Here is a 21,948-nt window from a genome sequence, read left to right as displayed (position 1 = left end):
GCAGCTGCACCCTCGTCCGCTCAAACGCTTCGGAGATCCCATGGCCATCGAGTTCGATTCCTCCTCCCCCAAGTTCGCCGAGTACGCCGAACCCGGCCGGCTCGTCACCACCGAGTGGCTCGCGGAACGGCTGGGGACTCCTGGACTCGTGGTCGTCGAGTCCGACGAAGACGTGCTCCTCTACGAAACCGGCCACATCCCGGGCGCGGTGAAGGTCGACTGGCACACCGAACTCAACGACCCGGTCGTGCGCGACTACGTCGACGGCGAGGGCTTCGCCGAGCTGCTCAGCCGCAAGGGCATCGCACGCGACGACACGGTCGTCATCTACGGCGACAAGAACAACTGGTGGGCCGCCTACGCCCTCTGGGTGTTCTCGCTGTTCGGCCACGAAGACGTGCGTCTGCTCGACGGCGGACGCGATCGGTGGATCGCCGAGGGGCGCGAGCTCACGCGTGAGGCAACGAACCGGCCGCCCACGGAGTACCCCGTCGTCGAGCGCGACGACTCGATCATCCGTGCATACAAGGAAGACGTCCTGGCCCACATCGGCGGCACGCTGATCGATGTGCGCTCCCCCGAGGAGTACAGCGGAGAGCGCACGACGGCGCCCGCGTATCCCGAGGAGGGAACCCTCCGCGCCGGTCACATCCCGACCGCGCAGAGCGTGCCGTGGGCGAAGGCGGTGGCCGAGGACGGCGGCTTCCGCAGCCGTGCGGAGCTCGACGCGATCTACCGCGACGGCGCAGGGCTCCGCGACGGGGATGATGTCGTCGCCTACTGCCGGATCGGCGAGCGGTCGAGCCACACCTGGTTCGTGCTCAAGCACCTCCTCGGCTTCGAGAACGTGCGCAACTACGACGGATCCTGGACAGAGTGGGGCAGCGCGGTACGCGTGCCCATCGTCACCGGTTCCGAGCCCGGCACACTCTGAACATGTGACAATGACAGGGATGAGCACAAGCGACGTTCCTGACACTCTCGCCGAGATCCGCGACGGCTTCCTGGAGACCCCGGAGCCCGATCGCCTCCTGCTGCTGCTCGAGTTCTCGGACGAGCTTCCCGACGTCTCCGACGAGGTCGCGGCCCACCCGGAGATGTACGAGCGCGTCGCGGAGTGCCAGTCGCCGGTGTACATCCATGTCGAGGTGAACGATGACATCGTCACGATGCACGCGACAGCCCCGCCCGAAGCTCCGACGACCCGCGGGTTCGCAAGCATCCTGGTGCAGGGTCTCACCGGCCTCACCGCAGACGAGGTGCTCGCGATTCCCAATGACTACCCGCAGTCGATCGGTCTCACGAAGGCCGTGTCCCCTCTGCGCATCGGGGGCATGACCGGGATGCTGATGCGGGCGAAGAACCAGGTCAGCCAGAAGCGCTGAGAGCCTGTGATTCCAGCCAATCCGTGATCGCGGTCGTCCAGCCGGTCTGGTCGTAGTTCCACAGCTTCGTGTGGCGTGCCACCGTGAACTTCGGCATCGTCACGAGATCCGGACGTGCCTCCTGCAGCGCGTGCGATGAATCCGCCGGCACGAAGCCGTCGTCGTCGCTGTGCAGGATCAGCACCGGCGCGGTCAGTTCGTCCGCACGAGCGACCATGTCCAGACGATCGAAGTGGATCGGTTCGTCCGCTCCGCTCAGGCGCGCGGTCAGAGGCATCTGGAGCGCCCCCATCGCGAGTTCCGGCAGCGGCGCACGCACGCCGGCCAGCTTCGCCTGGAACCGCAGCACCGTGCGCCAGTCGACCACGGGAGACTCGAGGATGATCCCGGCGATGCGCTCCCGGTGGCCGGACGTCACGGCGGCCTGCAGCGATACGGCGCCCCCCATGGACCAGCCCATCAGGATCACCCGCTCGGCGCCGTGTCGGAGCGCATAGGCGATGGCGGCGTCGACGTCACGCCACTCCGCGGCTCCGAGGGCGTAGGCACCCGCCCTCGTGCGCGGGGCCTCACCGTCGTTGCGGTACGACACGACGAGGTTCGGCAACCCCGCGGCGTGCAGCACCGGCACCGCGCGCAGGCACTCGGCGCGGGTCGCTCCGCGTCCGTGAACCTGGATCACCCAGGTCGACGACGACGCCGGGAAGTACCAGGCAGGACATGGCCCTGCGGGAGAGCCGATCAGCAGGTTCTCCCAGCGCAGATGGAGCTCGCTCGGAGACGAGTAGTAGTAGCCGCTGAAGGCCGCGGCACGATCGACACGTGCGCCGGGTTCGATCTGGGTGAGGAGCTTGCGCCGTACGGCTGAACCATCGGCACTGAGTACCGCCCCGAGTTTGACGTAGCCGTAGGTGCCCGTCGTGAACAGGCCGTAGCGACCGGGAAGCTCGGTGTCGGGTGTGCGCTTCAGCTCGATGGTCTGGGCACCCGTGTCGACCGAGAGGATCTCCGTGTCGGTCGCGCGGCGCATGGGCGTGACGACCCGACGGGCCACGGCGAACACGACGAGAGCGAGCGCTGCTCCGAACGCGAACAGGGCAGGGACAAGGAGCGTAACGGCGTGCCTGAGACTCTTCATCGCTTCCTGACTCTAGCCTGTTGCCGTGACCGCACACCCCGAGGCCGGGACGCCTTTCGAGAGCGCCGTGGCCGAACTGCGCGAGACCGAGTTCCGCGATGACATCACGGTGCGCGAGATCGCCACGCCACAAGGCCTCGCGCCTTTCGCCATCGCCCTCGCCGCCGACGTGCGTCCGGAGGGTGACGGCGAGTCCGTGTACGGCACCGGCCGGTTCGTCCTGCTGCACGATCCGGACGAGCCGGGAGCATGGGGAGGCTCGTGGCGCATCGTCATCTTCGCGCAGGCGCCGCTCGAGACCGAGATCGGCACCGATCCGCTTCTCGCCGACGTGACGTGGTCATGGCTGGTCGATGCTCTCGACTCGCGCCAAGCGGTCTATCACTCGGAATCGGGCACGTCGACGAAGACGCTGTCGAAGGGATTCGGCGGGCTCGCCGTCGAAGGAGACGGCGCCCAGATAGAATTGCGGGCGTCCTGGACTCCGGAGGGCCCGTTCCGACCGCACGTCGAAGCATGGGCCGAGCTGGTCGGAATGCTGGCGGGGCTTCCGCCCGGCTCCGAGGGCATCGCCGTGATCGGCGCGCGAAAGGCTGTACGTGACTGAATACTCCGTGATCTCGGATGCCGAGGAGTTCCGCGCAGCCTGCGCCGTGCTCGCCGCCGGTACCGGACCCGTCGCCGTGGATGTCGAGCGGGCGTCCGGCTTCCGCTATTCGCAGCGCGCCTATCTGGTGCAGGTGTTCCGTCGCGAGGCCGGCGTCTTCCTCTTCGACCCGCCGGCGATCGGCGATTTCGCACCTCTCCAGGAGGCGATCGGTGACGTGGAGTGGGTGCTCCACGCGGCGAGCCAGGACCTGCCGTCTCTTCGCGAACTGCACCTCGAACCGCCGGTGATCTTCGACACCGAGCTCGCCTCGCGCCTGCTCGGCCACGAGCGTGTCGGCCTCGGTGCCGTCGTCGAGGACACGCTGGGCATCATGCTCAAGAAGGAGCACTCCGCCGCCGACTGGTCGACTCGTCCGCTCCCCGATTCCTGGCTCGAGTACGCCGCCCTCGACGTGCTGCACCTGATCGACGTCCGCGACGTCCTCGTTCTCGAGCTCGAAGAGCAGGGCAAGAGCGAGTTCGCCGCCGAAGAGTTCGCCGCCACCCTCGCCCGCGCTCCCAAACCGCCGCGCGAAGATCCCTGGCGCCGCCTCAGCGGCCTGCACCAGGTGCGTGGGGCCCGGAACCTCGCCGTCGCCCGTTCCCTCTGGCAGGCACGCGAAGCCTACGCGCAGGAGCAGGACGTCTCCCCCGGACGACTCGTGCCCGACCGCTCCCTGGTGGCGGCGGTGCTGGCGAACCTGCAGTCGAAGCAGGCGCTGGCCGGCCTCAAGGAGTTCCAGGGCCGCGCGAGCCGCACGCAGCTCGACCGCTGGTGGCAGGCGATCGTCGAAGGCAGGGCGTCGGAAGAGCTTCCCCGCGAACGCGTTCCGAGCGACACTCTTCCTCCCCCTCGCGCGTGGGCTGATCGGAATCCCGAAGCGGATGCACGACTCAAGGCCGCCCGTCCGATCGTGGAGGCCGTCGCCGAGGAGCTGGGTATGCCTACCGAGAACCTCCTCACTCCGGAGTACCTGCGCCGCGTGGCCTGGGACCTGCCCGGTGAAACCCCCGAGGCGATCGCGGATGCGTTGGCAGCGCTGGGTGCCCGGCCCTGGCAGATTGCACAGACCGCACAGAAGATCGCTGCCGCCTTTGTAGAGGCGGCGCAAACGCCCGACACGACGCCCGCACCGGCTTCGTAGGTTCGACCCAACCGATTCCTCCCCGTTTCGCGGGCTTCATAGACTGAGGCCACGCACTAACTTGGAGGCAGAGTGGCCGAGATCTCGGACGTCTTCTTCGTCGATGGAGTACGCACCCCCTTCGGGCGCGCCGGCGAAAAAGGCATGTACTGGAACACCCGCGCAGATGACCTCGCCGTGAAGGCGACCATCGGCCTGATGGAGCGCAACGCCGCCGTCCCGGCAGACCGCATCGATGACGTCGCGATCGCCGCGACGAGCCAGACCGGCGACCAGGGGCTGACGCTCGGACGCTCGGTGGCGATCCTCGCCGGGCTTCCGCAGACCGTGCCCGGCCTCGCGGTCGAGCGCATGTGCGCCGGCGCCATGACGAGCGTCACGACCATGGGAGCCTCGATCGGCGTCGGCATGTACGACTTCGCCCTCGCCGGCGGTGTCGAGCACATGGGTCATCACCCGATCGGTGGCAACGCGGATCCGAACCCGCGCTTCGTCGCCGAGAAGATGGTCGACCCCGGTGCACTCAACATGGGTGTCACCGCCGAGCGCATCTTCGACCGGTTCCCGCACCTGACCAAGGAGCGCTCCGACCGGTTCGGCATGCTGAGCCAGCACAAGGTGCAGGCGGCGTACGACGCCGGCAAGATCCAGCCCGACCTCGTGTCGGTCGCCACCAAGGGTGCCGATGGCGCCTGGGGTCTCGCGACCGAGGACGAGGGCCGTCGCCCGCAGACCACGATGGAAGACCTTGCGGCTCTCAAGACGCCGTTCCGCCCGCACGGCCGCGTCACAGCCGGCACATCCTCCCCCCTCACCGACGGCGCCACGATGTCGCTGCTCGCCGGAGGTGGCGCGGTGAAGGAGTTCGGACTCGCGCCGAAGATGCGGATGGTCTCGTTCGCGTTCGCCGGCGTGCAGCCGGAGATCATGGGCATCGGACCGATTCCGTCGACCGAGAAGGCGCTCAAGAAGGCCGGACTGACGATCGCCGACATCGGGCTGTTCGAACTGAACGAGGCATTCGCCATCCAGGTGATCTCCCTGCTCGACCACTTCGGCATCGCCGATGACGACCCCCGCGTCAACCAGTGGGGCGGTGCGATCGCGCTGGGCCATCCGCTCGCGGCATCCGGTGTGCGTCTGATGATCCAGCTCGCCGCGCAGTTCGCCGAGCGTCGCGACGTCCGCTACGGTCTGACCGCCATGTGCGTCGGTCTCGGTCAAGGCGGTTCGGTCATCTGGGAGAACCCGCACTACGACGGCAAGAAGAAGAAGTGAGCGCGAACGTGACCAACTACGACGAGATCGACTTCTCCCCCATCCAGGCACTCACCGAGGGCGAGGTCATCACGCAGTCGCCGGTGCGCGACATCCGTCTCGCGTCCGGCAAGGTGCTCGCCCTGATCACGCTCGACAACGGCCGTGACCACACGCGTCCGAACACGCTGGGTCCCGCGACGCTGACGCAGCTGGGCGAGACGCTCGACGGCCTCAAGGCACGAGCCGCAGCCGGCGAGATCCAGGCTGTCGGCATCACCGGCAAGCAGTACATCCTCGCGGCCGGCGCCGACCTGTCCGACATCAGCAAGGTCGGATCGCGCGACAACGCCCGCCTGATCGCGCAGCTCGGACACAAGGTCCTCGGCACGCTCAGCGACCTCGGCGTGCCGTCGTTCGCCTTCGTGAACGGCCTCGCCCTGGGCGGCGGCCTGGAGATCGCGCTGAACTCCAGCTACCGCACCGTCGACTCCTCTGCTGCGGCGGTGGCACTGCCCGAGGTCTTCCTCGGCATCATCCCCGGTTGGGGCGGCGCCTACCTGCTGCCGAACCTGATCGGCATCGAGAACGCCCTCGAGGTCGTCATCTCCAACCCGCTCAAGCAGAACCGGATGCTGAAGCCGCAGCAGGCGTTCGACCTGGGCATCTTCGACGCGATCTTCCCCGCGGCGAACTACCTCGAGAACTCGCTGGCCTGGGCGGATGCCGTCCTGGGTGGCAAGAAGGTCGAGCGCAAGAACGAGCCCGGCAAGATCGAGCGTCTCACCAAGTGGCCGATCGCCATCAAGATGGCGCGCGGGATGCTGGAGTCGAAGATCGGCACCATGCCGAAGTCGCCGTATGCGGCCCTCGACCTGCTCGACAAGGCCAAGGGCGGCACCAAGGCCGAAGGCTTCGCCCGCGAGGACGAGGCACTCGCCGAACTCGTCACGGGCGACCAGTTCGCTGCATCCATGTACGCCTTCGACCTCGTGCAGAAGCGCGCGAAGCGACCTGTCGGAGCTCCCGACAAGGCGCTGGCGAAGAAGGTCACCAAGGTCGGCATCATCGGCGCCGGTCTCATGGCGAGCCAGTTCGCACTGCTCTTCGTGCGCAAGCTCCAGGTGCCCGTGCTCATCACCGACCTGGATCAAGCACGCGTCGACAAGGGCGTCGCCTACATCCACGAGGAGATCGGCAAGCTCGAAGCGAAGGGACGCCTGGACTCCGATTCGGCGAACAAGCTGCGCGCGCTCGTCACCGGCACCACCGACAAGAGCCTGTACGCGGACTGCGACTTCGTGATCGAGGCCGTGTTCGAAGAGGTCGGGGTCAAGCAGCAGGTGTTCGGCGAGATCGAGAAGATCATCGCCGAGGACGCGATCCTCGCGACCAACACGTCGTCGCTCTCCGTCGAGGAGATCGGATCGAAGCTCGCTCACCCCGAACGCCTGGTCGGCTTCCACTTCTTCAACCCTGTCGCGGTGATGCCGCTGATCGAGATCGTGAAGACACCGGCGACGGACGATGCCGCTCTGTCGACGGCGTTCGTGGTCGCGAAGAACCTCGGAAAGAACGCGGTCCTCACCGCCGACGCCCCCGGCTTCGTCGTGAACCGACTGCTCGCCAAGGTCATGGGCGAGGCGGCTCGCGCCGTCTACGAGGGCACCCCCATCGCCGATGTCGAGAAGGCCTTCGGCCCGCTCGGCCTGCCGATGGGCCCGTTCCAGTTGATCGACCTCGTCGGCTGGAAGGTCGCCGCCCACGTGCAGGACACGATGGTGAAGGCCTTCCCCGACCGCTTCTACGCCAACGAGAATTTCCATGCGCTCGCGGAGCTCGACACCGTCGTGGAGAAGGACAAGGGCGGGCGCGTCGTCGGCTGGAGCAAGCAGGCGGAGAAGGTTCTGAAGCCCGCCGTCGGCAAGAATCCCGCAACGGCGGCGACGATCCTCCAGCGTGTGCAGGACGGTCTGGCGCAGGAGATCAAGCTGATGCTCGACGAGGGCGTCGTGCCCGAGGTCGAGGACATCGACCTGTGCCTGATCCTCGGCGCCGGCTGGCCGTTCATCGACGGTGGTGCTTCACCGTACCTCGACCGTGAGGGAGCCTCAGAGCGGGCCTTCGGCGGCTCGTTCCACACCCCGCAGATCCGCGGCGTCGAGAGCCGCTGATCGTCGGACGCCATCCCGCGAAGCGCTCCACAGGATTCCTGGCGAATCCGGTGGGGCGCTTCGTCGTCCGCCGCATCAGCACGCACACCTCCGAGCCGCACATCGCGCTGCCGCTCCCTGGCGTGAGCCCCGTCGGCGTGGCCCACTGCCGGCACTGGACGGGGTCGTGGGCCCTGCATGATGCCCCTGCGCCGCAGGCCCCGATCGCCGACACTCAGCTCGCGGGCTGAGCCGGTCTGGGGTCTTCGTCACCGCGACGAGGCCAGTACGACAACGCCCGTTCGGCCAGCGCGGTGATCGTGAGCGAGGGGTTCACGCCGGGATTCGCGGGAACGGCCGCCCCGTCGACGACGTGCAGGTCGGGATGCCCCCAGACCCGGTGATATGCGTCGACGACCCCTTCCGCCGGCGACGCCGAGATCACCGCGCCTCCGAGGAAGTGCGCCGTGAGCGGGATGCCGAACACCTCCGGCCACGATCCGCGCGCAGCCGCAGGCACTCCGCCGTCCGCCTCAACCCGCGCGGCGATCGCCGCCGCCGCCGTATGGGCCTGGGGCAGGAAGCTCGGGTTCGGCTGCCCGTGCCCCTGCGCGCTCGTCATCACGAGGCGGCCGAATCGGCGGCGCAGCGAGAGGGTGAGCGAGTTGTCGGCGGTCTGCATCACCAGCGCGATGATGCCGCGCTCGCTCCATCGGCGGAGGCTCCCGAGCCGCCACTGTCTCACCGGTGAGCGGAGCACCTGCGCGACCAGACGGCGCAGGCGCACGCCCAGCGGCTGTCCGCCGGGGACGATGACGGTCGCCAGCGCACCCATCAGGTTCGATCCCGGACCGTAGCGGACGTTCTCGACATGCGTGCGATCGTCGATGTGGAACGAGGTCGTGATGGCGACGCCGCGGGCGAGCTCGAGCGATTCCGGGACGCTCGTGGCGACCGCGCCGTCCAGCGCCTCGGAGTTCGTGCGCGTGAGACGGCCGATCGACGTCGAGACATGCGGCAGGGCTCCGGACTCCTTCATCCGATGCAGCAGCTGCTGCGTGCCCCAGGTGCCGGCAGCCAGCACGACCTGCCGGGCGGTCACGGTACTCCGCGCCCGCCGGAACCAGGCGCCGCTGCGCTGCGTCGTCACCGCGAACCCGCCTCCGGGGAGCTCTCGCACCTCGCTGACCGTGCGCAGCGCCTCGATCGCGACCCCTCGGCGCTCCGCGAGAGGCAGGTAGTTCTTCATGAGCGTGTTCTTCGCGCCGACGCGGCATCCCACCATGCAGTTGCCACAGAGGGTGCAACCGGTGCGATCAGGGCCCTCACCACCGAAGAACGGATCCGGCGTGCGCTCCCCCGGCTTCCCGAACCAGACCCCGACGGGCGCGTGGCGGAACGTCGCACCGACGCCGAGGTCGTCCGCGGCGCCGGCCATGATCCGCTCCACCGGACCCGTGTGCGGGTAGCGCTCCACGACGCCGAGCATCCGCTTCGCCGTGGCATAGTGGGGCGCCAGCTCGGACTCCCAGTCCGCGATGCCCTGCCACTGGGGGTCCGCGAAGAAGGCCGCCCCCGGCTGGTACAGCGTGTTCGCGTAGTTGAGTGATCCGCCACCCACCCCGGCGCCCGCCAGAATCATCACGTGCGGCAGTCGGTGGATGCGCTGCACACCGTAGCAGCCGAGCGCTGGTGCCCACAGGTACCGGCGGACGTTCCAGTTGGTCTTCGCGAAGTCATCGTCCTCGAAGCGGCGACCCGCCTCGTAGACGCGGACGCGGTAGCCCTTCTCCGCAAGTCGCAGAGCGGCCACGGAACCTCCGAATCCGGAACCCACGACCACGACATCCTCGTCGAACTCAGTCATCGCACTCCTTCGGCACCATCATCGTGAGCGCACCCGGCAGCACCGCGATGGTGCACTCATCCTCGCCGATCCGCTCGCCGTCGGCATAGACCACCAGGCCGGGAGCCGACACCGTGACGGAGCGTCCACGACGATGCACCACCTCGTCGCGCGCGAGATGCGTCCCGCGGAGCAGCAGGGGGAAGAGACGCAGCAGGCGCAGTCGGCCCAACGGGGCGACACGGACGATGTCGAGGAGCCCGTCGTCGGGCAGGGCCCCGGCGCAGATCGGCATCCCGCCGCCGTAGCTGGAGGTGCTGCCGGCCGCGATCAGCGTACCCGGCTCACTTCTCGGCGGCTCGCCATCGATGGCGAGGGTGAACTCCATGGGACGCAGCCGCACGAGTTCGATCAGCAGGGCGAGGTAATAGCGAGGCGCACCGTGCGGCCAGCGGAGCCGGTTGGTGCGATCGCTGACCTTCGCGTCGAAACCCAGCGCCGCGATGGTCAGGAATTTCCTGCTGCCCTTCGCGGTGCGGACCACGCCGACGTCGATCGACCGAGGCACGCCCGTGAGAGCGAGTTCGGCGGCAGCCCGTGCGTCGCTGCGTGGGAGTCCGAGAGCGCGGGCGAGGTCGTTCCCGGTCCCGGCCGCGACCAGGACCACGGGGACCGATGCCGCACATACCGTGTCGAGCACACCGGACAGTGTGCCATCACCACCGACGACGACCAGTGCTCGCGGATCGTCTGCCACGGCCGCGACCGCGAGCCGTGCGGTGTCCTCTGCGGATCCTCCCGCATAGGCCCGCACCTCGACTCCACGATCGCGAAGATGCAGAACAGCAGCCTCCGCTGCTCGCCCGCCCCGCCCTTTGCCGGAGAACGGATTCGCGAGCACGGCGATGTGCTCGGCCATGTCAGAGCGTCCGCTCGATGGGGATCACGGCACCCGGGTTGAGGATGCCCGACGGATCGAGTTCGCGCTTGATCGCACGGAGGATACGGACGCCCGTCTCGCCGATCTCCGCACGGAGCCAGGGCGCATGATCCCTGCCGACCGCGTGGTGATGGCTGATGGTCCCCCCCGACGCGACGATCGCATCGTTGACACGCGCCTTCACGACATTCCACACACCGAGCGGGTCCGAACGGATGCCGGCGAGCACGGTGAAGTACAGGGAAGCCCCGGTCGGGTAGATGTGGGAGACGTGGCACATGATGTACGACTTCGCCCCGGCGTCGGCGAAGCCGTCTTTGAGTGCAGAGTCGACCGCCGAACGCAGTGTTTGCAGGTTCGACCATGTGGTCGCGGTCTCGAGCGTCTCGCAGAAGACACCGGCGTCGAGCAGCGAATCCCGCAGGTAGGGGCCGTCGAACCGACCTTTCAGCCAGTCCTCCGCTGCCCCTTCACCTGCCGAGACTCCGCCGGCCGCAGCGAGCTGGATACTGGCGCGGGCACGCCGCTCGGCGATACCGTCACCTTCGTACACGGTCACCACGCTGGCGCCCTTCGCGAGAGCCCTGCCGATCTTGCCGACCTGCGCGAGACTCACCGCCGTCTCCGCTTCGTCGGAGAGCCGGATGACGGTGGGGCCATCGCCCTGCTGCGCGACCCGCCGCAGCCCCTCGGCGCCGCTGGTGAAGTCGGGGAAGGACCAGGATTCGAACACGCGGTCGCGCGGGATCCGATGCACCCGCACCCGTACCTCGGTGATCACGCCGAAGATGCCCTCGGAGCCGAGGAACACCCTGATCAGGTCTGGCCCTGCGGCGGAACCGGGCGAGCGCCCGAGCTCGATGTCGCCGGTCGGCGTCGCCACTCTGATCCCGGTCACCATCGTGTCGAAGCGCCCGTTGCCCGCCGAGTTCTGTCCCGAAGACCGGGCCGCCGCGAATCCGCCGATCGTGGCGTAGCGGAAGCTCTGAGGGAAGTGGCCGAGTTCGAAGCCGTGCGCGGACAGCGATGCTTCCGCCTCCGGCCCCGTCGTCCCCGCCGCGAACAGGGCTTCGCCGCTGAACTCATCCAGCCGGATCAGACCGCCGAGACGTCGCAGGTCGAGGCTCACGACCGCATGATGCGTGCCCCGCTCGGGCTCCAGCGCTCCGACGACGCTCGTGCCGCCCCCGAAGGGGATCACCGCGATCCCTCGCGCGACCGCGATGTCGAGGCACGCGCGCACCTCGTCGTGATCGGCAGGACGGAGGACGGCATCCGGCGCCTCCTGACGCACCTCGCGACGACGGAGGAGGTCGGGTGTCGAACGCCCACCTGCGTGGCGGATGCGTGCCTCGGCGGCATCATCGATGTTCGTCGGGCCGAGCGCGGCGCTGAATGCCGCATGATCCTCAGCGGTCAGCCGCGGAGGATCGAGCTGCACGTGCGCGAGCTCGATCGCCGGTCCGGGCTTGCGCACTCGCCCCAGCAGCATCGGCAGCAGCGCGCGCACCGCCAAGGGCAGGTCCTTCGCCTTGGCCGGATCACCCCAGCCGTTCCATCTCATCGACGGGTCCGCATCGACCCTGCCACTGTCTTGGCCCATGCGTTACAGTGTGACACATCATGGAAGAACGTCAACCACAATGGGATGCGACACAGACGCGGATCCTGGACGCCGCCGACGCGCTGATCGAGCGTCGCGGCGTGCACGGCGTCACCATCGCCGAGCTCGCCCGTCGCGCCGATCTCAGTCGCCCCACGATCTACCGCAACTGGAGCGATGCCGATGATGTCGTCCGTGCCGCGCTGCTGCGGCGCGTCGACGGCATCCTGGGCACCTTCCCCGCGGAAGCGCGCACCCGGACGGTCCTTGTCGACGACGTCCTCCATTTCACGACGCTCTTCCGCAATGACACCCTCTACGGGCGCCTGCTCGCCGATGAACCCGAAGCCTTCACCCGCTACACGCTGCAGCGGGTGGGATCGAGTCAGCGCTTGATCCTCGACTGGCTCGCCACGGCGATCGGCACCGCACAGGCCGACGGCTCGGTCAGATCGGGACCACCGCAGGAGATCGCGGTCATGCTGCTGCTCATCGCACAGTCCGCGGTCCTCTCCCACGGCACCGTGGCAGACCTCATCTCGGAGAACGCGTGGGAGCGCGAACTGCGGGCCGCACTCGACGGGCTGCTCCGCCCATGACCCGGGAGTCATCCGCGCTCAACGTCGCGCGACGGAGGATCGAACTCGCACGCGCAGCCGACGAGACGGTCGACGTGCTCGTCGTCGGGGGCGGCATCACGGGCGTGGGTGTCGCTCTGGACGCGGCCTCGCGCGGGCTCCGTGTGACGCTGATCGAAGCCGAGGATCTCGCCTTCGGGACCAGCCGATTCAGCTCGAAGCTCGTGCACGGCGGCCTGCGCTACCTCGCGACCGGTGACATCGCGACCGCGCGAGAGAGCGCACACGAGCGGCATCTCCTGATGACCACGATCGCCCCGCATCTGATCCGCCCGCTCGGACAGCTCCTGCCCTTCTCCCGCGGAGTCACGCTCCGCCAGCGCACTGCGGGCGCCGTCGGGATGGGGCTGGGAGATCTGCTCCGCATGCGCGCGCACACCACCCGTACGACGCTGCCTGCCCCCGCTCTCGTGTCCGCGCGCTCCGCCACCCGCCTGGTGCCTGCGCTCGACCCTCACGGCCTCCGCGGCGGAATGCTGTCCTTCGACGGCCAGCTGGTCGACGACGCGCGGCTCGTGGCGACCGTCGCCCGCACGGCAGCATCTCTCGGTGCGCGCATCCTCACCCGCGTCCGTGCGGTCGTGTTGCGAGAAGACGGCGCATCCGTCGAGGAGACGTCCACGGGCGAGCGGTTCGAGGTCAGAGCCCGCGCCGTCATCAACGCGACCGGCGTCTGGGCCGGTGCGCTCGATCAGACGATCCACGTGCGCCCGAGCCGAGGGACGCACATCGTCCTCGCCGCCGCCGACCTGGGTTCGCCGTCGGCCGCGCTCACCATCCCGCACGAGGGATCGATCAGTCGCTACGTCTTCGCGCTGCCGCAGGCCTTCGGCCGCGTGATCGTCGGCCTCACCGACGAAGACTCCCCCGGTGCCGTGCCGCGCGTCGCCCAACCGACGGAGCCGGAGATCGATTTCCTGCTGCAGAACCTCAATCGCGTGATCGCTGCTCCCCTCGGCCGCGATCGGGTGCGGGGCGCGTTCGCCGGCCTGCGTCCGCTGGTCGACAGCGGGACCGACTCCACCGCCGATATCTCTCGCCGGCATCTGGTGACGGTATCCACCGCCGGATTCGTCACGGTGCTCGGGGGAAAGCTGACCACCTACCGCCGGATGGCCGAGGATGCCGTGGACCTTGCGGGACGCACCCGCGGACTGCAGGCGGGGCCGAGCCGCACGGCGTCGTTGCGCCTCGTCGATCGGGAAGTGCCCGCCTCGGACGACGTGCTCGACGACGCCACGGGGTTGACCACCGCGGAGGTCGAGTTCGCGGTTCACACGGAGGGCGCGATGAGCGTCGACGACGTCCTCGACAGGCGCACCCGTGTCGGACTCGTGGATGCCGATCGCGCACGCTGCCACGCGGCGGTCGAGAACGTCGTCGCCCGCACTCTCGCCGACCTCGCCTGACCCGCCGCGGCGAATCCTGACCCGCCGCGGCGAATCCTGAGCGGTGCGTATCCAGCGCACAGCGCCGCGGGTAACGTGCGCGGAACAGCGCATGAACTCCCCCGCCCGACCCGTCCCGAAGGCACCCCGCACCCCGGCGACCCTGCACAGTGGTGACATGGACATGCTCTTCACGATGCTGGGCGGCAAGGGGATGTCGGGTCTGCTGAAGACCGGAACGGCGATCCTCACCACGCTTCTGGTCCTCCCCGCCCTCCTCAAGCTCTTCATCGTCACCGTCGACGAGGGGTGGGCGGCGATCCGGACGCGCAACGGCAAGCCGATCATCCGCAACCGCCCGCAGCGTCGTCCGCGGAACCGCGGCGGGGCTGTCGGAGAAGTCGTCGTTCTGGACCCGGGCTCGCACGGAGCATTCCCGCTGTTCTACTGGTACAAGCTCATCGACGTCCGTTGCCGTGCGACCGATCTGCCCGCGCGAGAGATGAGCGGCGCGAGCGGACACCAGCACCGCGTGCATGCCTCGTTCGAGTGGCGTCCGATACCGACGGGAAGCGATCTTCGGGTGTTCGAGCTCGACGTCGTGAACGTCAAGGAGCGAGCCTCGAACATCGTCGGCGCCGCGCTGAGGGACGTGATCCGTGGTCTCGAGGGAGCGGAGCTGCCGCACAACGACGAGATCAACACCCGAGTGATCGCGGCCAGCGCCGCGGAGGTGCGTCGCGCCTGCGGCGTCGAGCTGGTGCGGGTCATGGTCACCGGCGACGCCCTCACCGACGGTTACCTGCTGTCGACCGCGCTCCGAGACGTCGATCGCGGAGCACAGGCCGTCGCCGCGTTGCACGCTCTGAACTGACGTCTGCGCGCAGGGGATTCCGAAAGGTCGGAGCGAGCGTCAGTGCCGTTCGTGCAGCGGAAGATCGATGGTTCCTGTCTCTCCCGCGTGACGCGCCTTCGGGATTCGCGTCCCGAGCACCTGCGACACGATGTCCTGTGCGATCTTCGGCGCCGTGAGGCCGGCGTCGACGAGGATCTGATCACGCGATGCGTGGTCGATGAACTCGTCGGGAAGACCCAGCTCATCCACCGCGGTGTCGATGCCCGCCTCGCGAAGGACCTGACGTACACGGGTGCCGATGCCTCCGACCCGGATGCCGTCTTCGAGGGTGATCACGAGGCGGTGATGGGCGGCGAGTTCCACGATCGACGGCTGCACCGGAATAGCCCAGCGCGGGTCGATGACCGTCGCGCCGATCCCCTGCGCTCGAAGGCGGTCCGCGACATCGAGAGCGAGTTCGGCGAATGGTCCGATGGCGACGATCAGGACGTCTTCGGATTCGCCGCGGGCGAGCACATCGACGCCGTCGCTCAGGCGTTCGATCGCGGGAAGATCGGCGGCGACCTCGCCCTTCGGGAAGCGGATGACCGTCGGAGCGTCTTCGACGTCGACGGCCTCACCGAGGGCTTCCGTCAGCCGCGCCCCATCACGCGGCGCGGCGATGCGGATGTGCGGGACGATCTGCAGCATCGCGAGATCCCACATGCCGTGGTGGCTGGGACCGTCGGGACCGGTGACGCCCGCTCGATCGAGGACGAAGGTGACTCCGGCACGGTGCAGAGCCACGTCCATCAGCACTTGGTCGAAGGCGCGTCCCATGAACGTGGCGTACAGGGCGACGACGGGGTGCAAGCCCCCGTAGGCCAGACCAGCCGCTGACGCCACCGCGTGCTGTTCTGCGATGCCCACATCATAGACGCGATCGGGGAAGCGTTCGGCGAACGGCGCGAGGCCGGTGGGGCGCAGCATCGCAGCCGTCATCGCGATCACGTCGTCGCGCTGCTCGCCGACGGCCACCAACGCGTCGGAGAACACATCGGTCCACCCACGCCCACCGGACGACAGGGTCTCCCCGGTCGTGGGGTCGATCTTGCCGACGGCGTGGAACTGATCTGCTTCGTCGTCGCGGGCCGGCTGGTAGCCACGGCCCTTCTCGGTGATGGTGTGGACGATGACGGGCGCACCGTACGACTTCGCCAACTCCAGAGTCTCGAGGAGCGCGGGAAGATCGTGGCCGTCGACCGGACCGAGGTACTTGATGTCGAGGTTGGAGTACAGCGCCTCGTTGTTGGTGAACCTCGACAGGAAGCCGTGCGTGCCTCCCCGGACGCCGCGGAACACCGCACGTCCCACGGGCCCGAAAGCGCGGAACAGGCGATCGGACCGCTGGTGGAGGTCCTTGTAGGCTGCTGCCGTGCGCACGCGGTTGAGGTACCGCGACATGCCGCCGATCGTCGGCGCGTAGGAGCGTCCGTTGTCGTTGACGACGATGACCAGGTTGCGGTCGTTGTCATCGGAGATGTTGTTCAACGCCTCCCAGGTCATGCCGCCGGTCAGCGCGCCGTCGCCGACGACCGCGACCACGTGCCGGTCGGCACGACCGGTGGCCGTCAAGGCCCGGGAGATGCCGTCCGCCCAGCTGAGCGAGCTGGACGCGTGCGACGACTCCACCACATCATGGGCGCTCTCGCCCCGCTGCGGGTACCCGGCGAGACCACCGCGCACGCGCAGCGCCGAGAAGTCCTGGCGCCCGGTGAGGAGCTTGTGCACGTAGGACTGGTGTCCGGTGTCGAAGATGAAGGGGTCGTCCGGGGAGGAGAACACTCGATGGAGAGCGATCGTGAGTTCGACGACGCCGAGGTTGGGGCCGAGGTGGCCGCCCGTCCTGGACACGTTCTCGACCAGGAACGTGCGGATCTCCGCAGCGAGCTCGGTCAACTGGTCGGTCGAGAGTGCATCGAGATCACGGGGTCCAGAGATGCTCGGAAGAATGGGCATCTGCACCTCCTCACAGGCTCCGTCAGAAGCGCCCGACGACGGTGCGAGCGCCCCTCGATCCTACCCCGCCGGACTCGGAGAGCACGGCGAATCGGACCCCCTTGACAGGAAGGGTCGGCACGACGAAGGGGCCCCGGTCCGCAGACCCGAGCCCCTTCGTCTCGTGCGATCAGACCAGTGAACGCAGCACGTACTGCAGGATGCCGCCGTTGCGGTAGTAGTCAGCTTCACCGGGGGTGTCGATGCGGACGACAGCATCGAACTCCACCGGCTGCTTGCCCTCGGGCGAGTTCTCGCTCGGGGTGGCCGTGACCTTGACCGTCTTGGGCGTGACACCGTTGTTGAGCTCTTCCAGACCCGAGATCGAGACGATCTCGGTGCCGTCGAGGCCCAGCGATTCCCAGCTCTCGCCGGCGGGGAACTGCAGCGGGACGACACCCATGCCGATCAGGTTCGAGCGGTGGATGCGCTCGAAGCTCTCGGTGATGACCGCCTTGACGCCCAGCAGGCTCGTGCCCTTGGCCGCCCAGTCACGCGACGAACCCGAGCCGTACTCCTTGCCACCGAAGATGACGAGCGGCGTGCCCTGCTCCTGATAGTTCATGCTCGCGTCGTAGATGTACGACTGCGGGCCACCGGGCTGCGTGAAGTCGCGGGTGAAGCCACCCTCGACGACCTGTCCGTCGTTCACGGCAGCGACCATCGCGTTCTTCAGACGGATGTTCGCGAAGGTTCCGCGGATCATGACCTCGTGGTTGCCGCGACGCGAGCCGAAGGAGTTGAAGTCCTTGCGGTCCACGCCGTGCTCCGTGAGGTACTGCGCCGCGGGCGTTCCGGCCTTGATGTTCCCGGCGGGCGAGATGTGGTCGGTGGTGACCGAGTCGCCGAGCGTCGCCATCACGCGCGCACCCTCGATGTCCTTCACCGGGGTGAGCTCCATCGTCATGCCCTCGAAGTACGGCGCCTTGCGCACGTACGTGGAGTTCTCGTCCCACTGGAAGATCGCGTCGTCCGGAGTGGGCAGGCTGCGCCAGCGCTCGTCACCGTCGAAGACCGTCGCGTACTGCTTGATGAACTGCTCGCGCGAGATCGAGGAGTCGACGAGTTCCTGCACCTCGGCCGGGGTCGGCCAGATGTCCTTCAGGAAGACGTCTTCGCCGTCGGTGCCCTTGCCGAGCGCGTCGTTCTCGAAGTCGAAGTGCATCGACCCGGCCAGCGCGTACGCGATGACCAGCGGCGGGCTGGCGAGGTAGTTCATCTTCACGTCGGGGCTGATGCGACCCTCGAAGTTGCGGTTTCCGGAGAGGACCGCGGTGACGGCGAGGTCGTGCGAGTTGATCGCTTCGGAGACCTCTTCGATCAGCGGGCCCGAGTTGCCGATGCAGATGGTGCAGCCGTAGCCGACGGTATAGAACCCGAGGCCCTCGAGGTCCTTGTCGAGTCCGGACTTCTCGTAGTAGTCGGTGACGACCTTCGACCCCGGGCCGAGCGTGGTCTTGACCCACGGCTTCTGCTTCAGACCCTTCTCGAGAGCCTTGCGTGCGACGAGACCGGCGGCGATCATCACCGACGGGTTCGACGTGTTGGTGCACGAGGTGATGGCCGCGAGGGTGACGGCACCGTTGTCGAGGATGTACTTCTCCCCCGACGGCGTCGTGACCGGCACGGGCTTCGAGGCGTTCGCCGGTGCGCCGCTGTTGATGTGCACCGGACGCGTGGTGGGCTCTTCGTCGCCGGGTGCTTGTCCGGGGTCGGAGGCCGGGAAGGAGTGCTTCGATTCGAGGTCGACGATCGAGTCCGAGGTCGATGCCGTCGCGTAGCTCAGGATGTCCTGCTCGAACTGCGACTTCGCCTCGGAGAGCAGGATGCGGTCCTGCGGGCGCTTCGGGCCGGCGATAGACGGCACGACGGTGCCGAGGTCGAGCTCGAGGTACTCGCTGAACGTGGGCTCGTGCGCGGCGTCGTGCCAGAGCTTCTGCTCCTTGGCGTATGCCTCGACCAGTGCGACGGCCTCTTCGCTGCGGCCGGTGAGTCGCAGGTAGTCGAGCGTCACGTCGTCGATCGGGAAGATGGCGGCGGTGGAGCCGAACTCCGGCGACATGTTGCCGATGGTCGCGCGGTTGGCGAGCGGCACCGACGCGACGCCCTCGCCGTAGAACTCGACGAACTTGCCGACCACACCGTGCTTGCGCAGCAGGTCGGTGATCGTGAGCACCACGTCGGTCGCGGTCACGCCGGCGGGGATCTCGCCGGAGAGCTTGAAGCCCACGACGCGCGGGATGAGCATCGACACGGGCTGGCCGAGCATGGCAGCCTCGGCCTCGATGCCGCCGACGCCCCAGCCCAGCACGCCGAGGCCGTTGACCATGGTGGTGTGCGAGTCGGTGCCGACGCAGGTGTCGGGGTATGCGCGGAGCACACCGTCGACGTTGCGGTCGTAGATGACCTTGGCCAGATGCTCGATGTTCACCTGGTGGACGATGCCGGTGCCCGGCGGGACGACCTTGAAGTCGCTGAACGCAGTCTGACCCCAACGCAGGAACTGATAACGCTCGCCGTTGCGCTCGTACTCGATCTCGACGTTGCGCTCGAGGGCGTTCTCCGAGCCGAACAGGTCGGCGATCACGGAGTGGTCGATGACCATCTCGGCGGGCGAGAGCGGGTTGATCTTGTTCGCGTCACCGCCGAGTGCCGTCACGGCCTCGCGCATGGTGGCGAGGTCGACGATGCACGGCACACCGGTGAAGTCCTGCATGACCACACGGGCCGGCGTGAACTGGATCTCGGTGTTCGGCTCGGCCGCGGCATCCCACGAACCCAGCGCCTCGATCTGCGCCTTCGTCACATTCGCGCCGTCTTCGGTGCGAAGCAGGTTCTCCAGGAGGACCTTGAGACTGAAGGGAAGCTTCTCGAAACCCGGCACCGTGTCGATGCGGAAGATCTCATAGTCGGTGCTGCCGACTGTCAGGGTGCTCTTGGCACCGAAGCTGTTCACCGTGGACACGAATCCGTCTCCTTCTATTCGGATGGGAGCGACAGGCGCCTCCATCTTGCTCGCCAGCGAGCCCCTGCGGCTAGCAAGGCGGACCTAACCAGTCTGCTCCGCGCAGCTCACCGGCGAAAGCCTGCGATTTATCTTGATGTCAAGATAAATCTATCACGCCTCGGGGGCATCCTCGCGCGCGGGCTCGCGCGGGTGCAACGCGCGGACCACGAGCCACGTGACGGCGATCAGCGGGGCGAACAGCGGCAGCCCCATGATGAGTTTGAGCGTGCCCAGCGCCGTGACGTCACCGGCCAGATAAAGGGGCAGCTGCACAGCCAGCCGGGTGAAGAACAGCGCGGCCCAGGCGATCCCCAGCCAGAAGTAGGCACGTCGCTTGCGGCGGTCGTTCCGCCAGGTGGTGCCCTCCCCCATCAGGAATCCGACGGCGAGGCCGATCAGCGACCAGCCGATCAGTGCCGACACCAGGATGACCGAGCCGTAGACCGCGTTGGTGATGAGCCCCGGGACGAAGTTGTCGGCGCCGCGTCCGGTCCACAGAGCCAGCGCTGCCGCGGCGACCGCGGCGATGAGACCGCCGAGGGCGGCCGAGGGCGGCGACTTCTGCACGAGTCGGACGATCGTGAAGACGGCTGCGAGACCGACCGAGATGCCGAGCGAGAGGATCAGCGGCTCGGGGCGGATCGTGAAGATGATCACGAACGCGAGGCTGGGCAGCACCGACTCGAGGATGCCCCGCCACCCGCCCATGGCGGTCCACACGACCGTGTGGGTGGCCGCACTCTCCGACGGGTCGAGCCCGGCACGACGCGCGACTCCTCCGAGGGCCTCCCCGAGGATCTCGGAGGTGCTCTTCTCCCGTTCGGCGTCGGGCTCGGGAGTGCTCACGCGGAACCAGGGGTCGCCGGCATCTTGAGCGGGATCAGGTCGCGCGGCGGCATCGGAGACCCGCCGCGGACGACCACGATCGACCGGAAGAGGTCTTCGACCTTCTCCGCCGCTTCGGGGTCCGAGGCGCCGGCGCCGCCGATCACGCCGCGGAGGAACCAGCGCGGGCCGTCGATGCCGATGAAGCGCGCGAGGCGCAGACCGGATCCCTCCGCCGCCGTGGCGGGGACCTCGGCGAGGAGCTCCTTGCCCAGCGGGCCTTCGCGCTCTTCCACGCGGCCGCCCTGCGCCTTGACCTGGTCGCGGAGCTGTACGCGGGTCTCGTCCCACAGTCCTCCGGTGCGCGGTGCGGCGAAGGGCTGCACCTGCAGCGAGGAGTCCGCGTAATCGAGGCCGACCGCCACGATGCGCTTCGACTGCTCCTCGACCTCGAGGCGCAGGTTCAGACCTTCGCGCGGCAGGATCTTGATGCCGCCGAGGTCGATGTAGGGACGGACCGGGTTCGCCTCGGAATCGTCGAAGGGACCGTCGGTGGCACGATTCAGCGGTGCCGACTTCGAAGGGGTCTCGTTGTTGTCAGTCATTGGCCTGTCCTGCTTCGTTCTGGTGGGTCGCTGCCTGGTAACCGGTGGAACCGAACCCACCGGCACCGCGGACGCTGTCCGGCAGCTCGTCGACCGGGATGAACGTGGCGCGCGTGACCGGCATGATGATCAGCTGCGCGATACGATCGCCGACCGCCACATCGTACGCGCTCTGGGTATCCGTGTTGATCAGGCTCACCTTGATCTCGCCGCGATACCCGGCATCCACCGTCCCCGGCGAGTTCACGATCGAGATCCCGTGCTTCGCGGCCAGTCCGCTGCGCGGAACCACGAAAGCGGCGTACCCGTCGGGCAGCGCAATGCTGACGCCCGTCGGCACCAGTGCACGCTCCCCCGGCTCGAGGTGCACGGCCTCCGCCGCGACCAGATCGGCACCGGCATCGCCCGGATGCGCATACCCGGGCACCACTGCAGCGATAATGGGGACATCAACGGAATCGGTCACCCCATGAGGCT

At 68.2% G+C, this 21,948-nt stretch carries 19 protein-coding genes; 10 read left to right on the top strand and 9 right to left on the bottom strand.

What is annotated here, in order from left to right:
• Positions 1-40: 40 nt before the first annotated feature.
• On the top strand, positions 41-934 hold the full coding sequence (locus GZ64_RS0104525; protein ID WP_029265325.1) for a sulfurtransferase: 894 nt from the start codon (positions 41-43) through the stop codon (positions 932-934).
• Positions 935-953: 19 nt separating this feature from the next.
• Entirely contained in the window at positions 954-1,385 is a 432-nt protein-coding gene (locus GZ64_RS0104520) for a SufE family protein (RefSeq protein ID WP_021200666.1), read from the top strand.
• On the opposite strand, the gene GZ64_RS0104515 is transcribed toward GZ64_RS0104520, so the two are convergent.
• Positions 1,369-2,523, bottom strand: coding sequence for an alpha/beta hydrolase family protein (locus GZ64_RS0104515; RefSeq protein WP_029265323.1), 1,155 nt, complete (start codon positions 2,521-2,523; stop codon positions 1,369-1,371). The genes GZ64_RS0104520 and GZ64_RS0104515 overlap by 17 nt on opposite strands.
• A gap of 25 nt (positions 2,524-2,548) precedes the next feature.
• On the opposite strand from GZ64_RS0104515, the gene GZ64_RS0104510 reads away from it, so the two are divergent.
• The 5 genes from GZ64_RS0104510 (at position 2,549) to GZ64_RS0104490 (ending at position 7,977) form a co-directional block, all read left to right on the top strand.
• Complete coding sequence (locus GZ64_RS0104510; RefSeq protein WP_021200668.1) at positions 2,549-3,130, top strand: DUF3000 domain-containing protein; 582 nt, start codon at positions 2,549-2,551, stop codon at positions 3,128-3,130.
• Positions 3,123-4,316, top strand: coding sequence for a ribonuclease D (locus GZ64_RS0104505; RefSeq protein ID WP_029265322.1), 1,194 nt, complete (start codon positions 3,123-3,125; stop codon positions 4,314-4,316). Before GZ64_RS0104510 ends, GZ64_RS0104505 begins: the two co-directional genes overlap by 8 nt.
• A 72-nt stretch (positions 4,317-4,388) precedes the next feature.
• A complete protein-coding gene (locus GZ64_RS0104500; RefSeq protein ID WP_029265320.1) occupies positions 4,389-5,594 on the top strand; it encodes a thiolase family protein in 1,206 nt (401 codons plus the stop codon).
• An 8-nt stretch (positions 5,595-5,602) separates the two neighbouring features.
• On the top strand, positions 5,603-7,747 hold the full coding sequence (locus GZ64_RS0104495; protein WP_029265319.1) for a 3-hydroxyacyl-CoA dehydrogenase NAD-binding domain-containing protein: 2,145 nt from the start codon (positions 5,603-5,605) through the stop codon (positions 7,745-7,747).
• Between the two features lie 50 nt (positions 7,748-7,797).
• Positions 7,798-7,977: a hypothetical protein gene (locus GZ64_RS0104490; RefSeq protein WP_029265317.1), complete on the top strand. Its 180-nt coding sequence runs from the start codon at positions 7,798-7,800 to the stop codon at positions 7,975-7,977.
• On the opposite strand, the gene GZ64_RS0104485 is transcribed toward GZ64_RS0104490, so the two are convergent.
• From GZ64_RS0104485 to GZ64_RS0104475, 3 genes are read right to left on the bottom strand one after another with little or no spacing between them, the layout of a single operon-like run.
• On the bottom strand, positions 7,962-9,593 hold the full coding sequence (locus GZ64_RS0104485) for a GMC family oxidoreductase (RefSeq protein ID WP_029265315.1): 1,632 nt from the start codon (positions 9,591-9,593) through the stop codon (positions 7,962-7,964). The two genes, GZ64_RS0104490 and GZ64_RS0104485, sit on opposite strands and share 16 nt — an antisense overlap.
• On the bottom strand, positions 9,586-10,491 hold the full coding sequence (locus GZ64_RS0104480; RefSeq protein WP_029265314.1) for a YegS/Rv2252/BmrU family lipid kinase: 906 nt from the start codon (positions 10,489-10,491) through the stop codon (positions 9,586-9,588). The genes GZ64_RS0104485 and GZ64_RS0104480 overlap by 8 nt, the downstream gene beginning before the upstream one ends.
• Before the next feature lies 1 nt (position 10,492).
• Positions 10,493-12,115, bottom strand: coding sequence for an FAD-binding oxidoreductase (locus tag GZ64_RS0104475; RefSeq protein ID WP_231479826.1), 1,623 nt, complete (start codon positions 12,113-12,115; stop codon positions 10,493-10,495).
• A 20-nt stretch (positions 12,116-12,135) separates the two neighbouring features.
• Between GZ64_RS0104475 and GZ64_RS0104470 the strand changes: the two genes are divergently transcribed.
• From GZ64_RS0104470 to GZ64_RS0104460, 3 genes are all read left to right on the top strand, one after another.
• Positions 12,136-12,714 carry a TetR/AcrR family transcriptional regulator gene (locus GZ64_RS0104470; protein WP_029265312.1) on the top strand — a complete coding sequence of 193 codons (579 nt, stop codon included), beginning with the start codon at positions 12,136-12,138 and terminating at the stop codon, positions 12,712-12,714.
• Entirely contained in the window at positions 12,711-14,162 is a 1,452-nt protein-coding gene (locus GZ64_RS0104465) for a glycerol-3-phosphate dehydrogenase/oxidase (RefSeq protein WP_029265311.1), read from the top strand. Before GZ64_RS0104470 ends, GZ64_RS0104465 begins: the two co-directional genes overlap by 4 nt.
• Before the next feature lie 91 nt (positions 14,163-14,253).
• Positions 14,254-15,015: an SPFH domain-containing protein gene (locus GZ64_RS0104460; RefSeq protein ID WP_021200678.1), complete on the top strand. Its 762-nt coding sequence runs from the start codon at positions 14,254-14,256 to the stop codon at positions 15,013-15,015.
• A gap of 39 nt (positions 15,016-15,054) precedes the next feature.
• Here GZ64_RS0104460 and dxs read toward each other — a convergent pair whose 3' ends face one another.
• From dxs to dut, 5 genes are all read right to left on the bottom strand, one after another.
• Positions 15,055-16,995 carry a 1-deoxy-D-xylulose-5-phosphate synthase gene (gene dxs, locus GZ64_RS0104455; protein ID WP_029259296.1) on the bottom strand — a complete coding sequence of 647 codons (1,941 nt, stop codon included), beginning with the start codon at positions 16,993-16,995 and terminating at the stop codon, positions 15,055-15,057.
• 169 nt (positions 16,996-17,164) lie between these two features.
• Positions 17,165-19,999 (bottom strand): aconitate hydratase, encoded by a 2,835-nt coding sequence (locus GZ64_RS0104450; protein WP_021200680.1) that lies wholly within the window; start codon positions 19,997-19,999, stop codon positions 17,165-17,167.
• 153 nt (positions 20,000-20,152) lie between these two features.
• Complete coding sequence (locus GZ64_RS0104445; RefSeq protein WP_021200681.1) at positions 20,153-20,887, bottom strand: DUF3159 domain-containing protein; 735 nt, start codon at positions 20,885-20,887, stop codon at positions 20,153-20,155.
• Complete coding sequence (locus GZ64_RS0104440) at positions 20,884-21,471, bottom strand: DUF3710 domain-containing protein (protein ID WP_021200682.1); 588 nt, start codon at positions 21,469-21,471, stop codon at positions 20,884-20,886. Before GZ64_RS0104440 ends, GZ64_RS0104445 begins: the two co-directional genes overlap by 4 nt.
• Positions 21,464-21,937 (bottom strand): dUTP diphosphatase, encoded by a 474-nt coding sequence (dut, locus tag GZ64_RS0104435; protein ID WP_046398983.1) that lies wholly within the window; start codon positions 21,935-21,937, stop codon positions 21,464-21,466. Before dut ends, GZ64_RS0104440 begins: the two co-directional genes overlap by 8 nt.
• Positions 21,938-21,948: the final 11 nt, after the last annotated feature.

Origin of the sequence: Microbacterium sp. Cr-K32 (assembly GCF_000708345.1) — a bacterium.
Classification (GTDB): Bacteria; Actinomycetota; Actinomycetes; order Actinomycetales; family Microbacteriaceae; genus Microbacterium; species Microbacterium maritypicum_A.
The sequence above is the reverse complement of the archived record's forward strand: the minus strand, read 5'-3'. Positions and strand labels throughout refer to the sequence as shown.

Bases quoted from the DNA above. Each gene is read 5' to 3' on its own strand.
- GZ64_RS0104515 (WP_029265323.1), bottom strand. From the start codon at position 2,523: ATGAAGAGTCTCAGGCACGCCGTTACGCTCCTTGTCCCTGCCCTGTTC.
- GZ64_RS0104485 (WP_029265315.1), bottom strand. From the start codon at position 9,593: ATGACTGAGTTCGACGAGGATGTCGTGGTCGTGGGTTCCGGATTCGGA.
- GZ64_RS0104475 (WP_231479826.1), bottom strand. From the start codon at position 12,115: ATGGGCCAAGACAGTGGCAGGGTCGATGCGGACCCGTCGATGAGATGG.
- GZ64_RS0104440 (WP_021200682.1), bottom strand. From the start codon at position 21,471: ATGACTGACAACAACGAGACCCCTTCGAAGTCGGCACCGCTGAATCGT.
- GZ64_RS0104470 (WP_029265312.1), top strand. From the start codon at position 12,136: ATGGAAGAACGTCAACCACAATGGGATGCGACACAGACGCGGATCCTG.
- GZ64_RS0104465 (WP_029265311.1), top strand. From the start codon at position 12,711: ATGACCCGGGAGTCATCCGCGCTCAACGTCGCGCGACGGAGGATCGAA.
- GZ64_RS0104480 (WP_029265314.1), bottom strand. From the start codon at position 10,491: ATGGCCGAGCACATCGCCGTGCTCGCGAATCCGTTCTCCGGCAAAGGG.
- dxs (WP_029259296.1), bottom strand. From the start codon at position 16,995: ATGCCCATTCTTCCGAGCATCTCTGGACCCCGTGATCTCGATGCACTC.
- GZ64_RS0104525 (WP_029265325.1), top strand. From the start codon at position 41: ATGGCCATCGAGTTCGATTCCTCCTCCCCCAAGTTCGCCGAGTACGCC.
- GZ64_RS0104460 (WP_021200678.1), top strand. From the start codon at position 14,254: ATGAACTCCCCCGCCCGACCCGTCCCGAAGGCACCCCGCACCCCGGCG.
- GZ64_RS0104520 (WP_021200666.1), top strand. From the start codon at position 954: ATGAGCACAAGCGACGTTCCTGACACTCTCGCCGAGATCCGCGACGGC.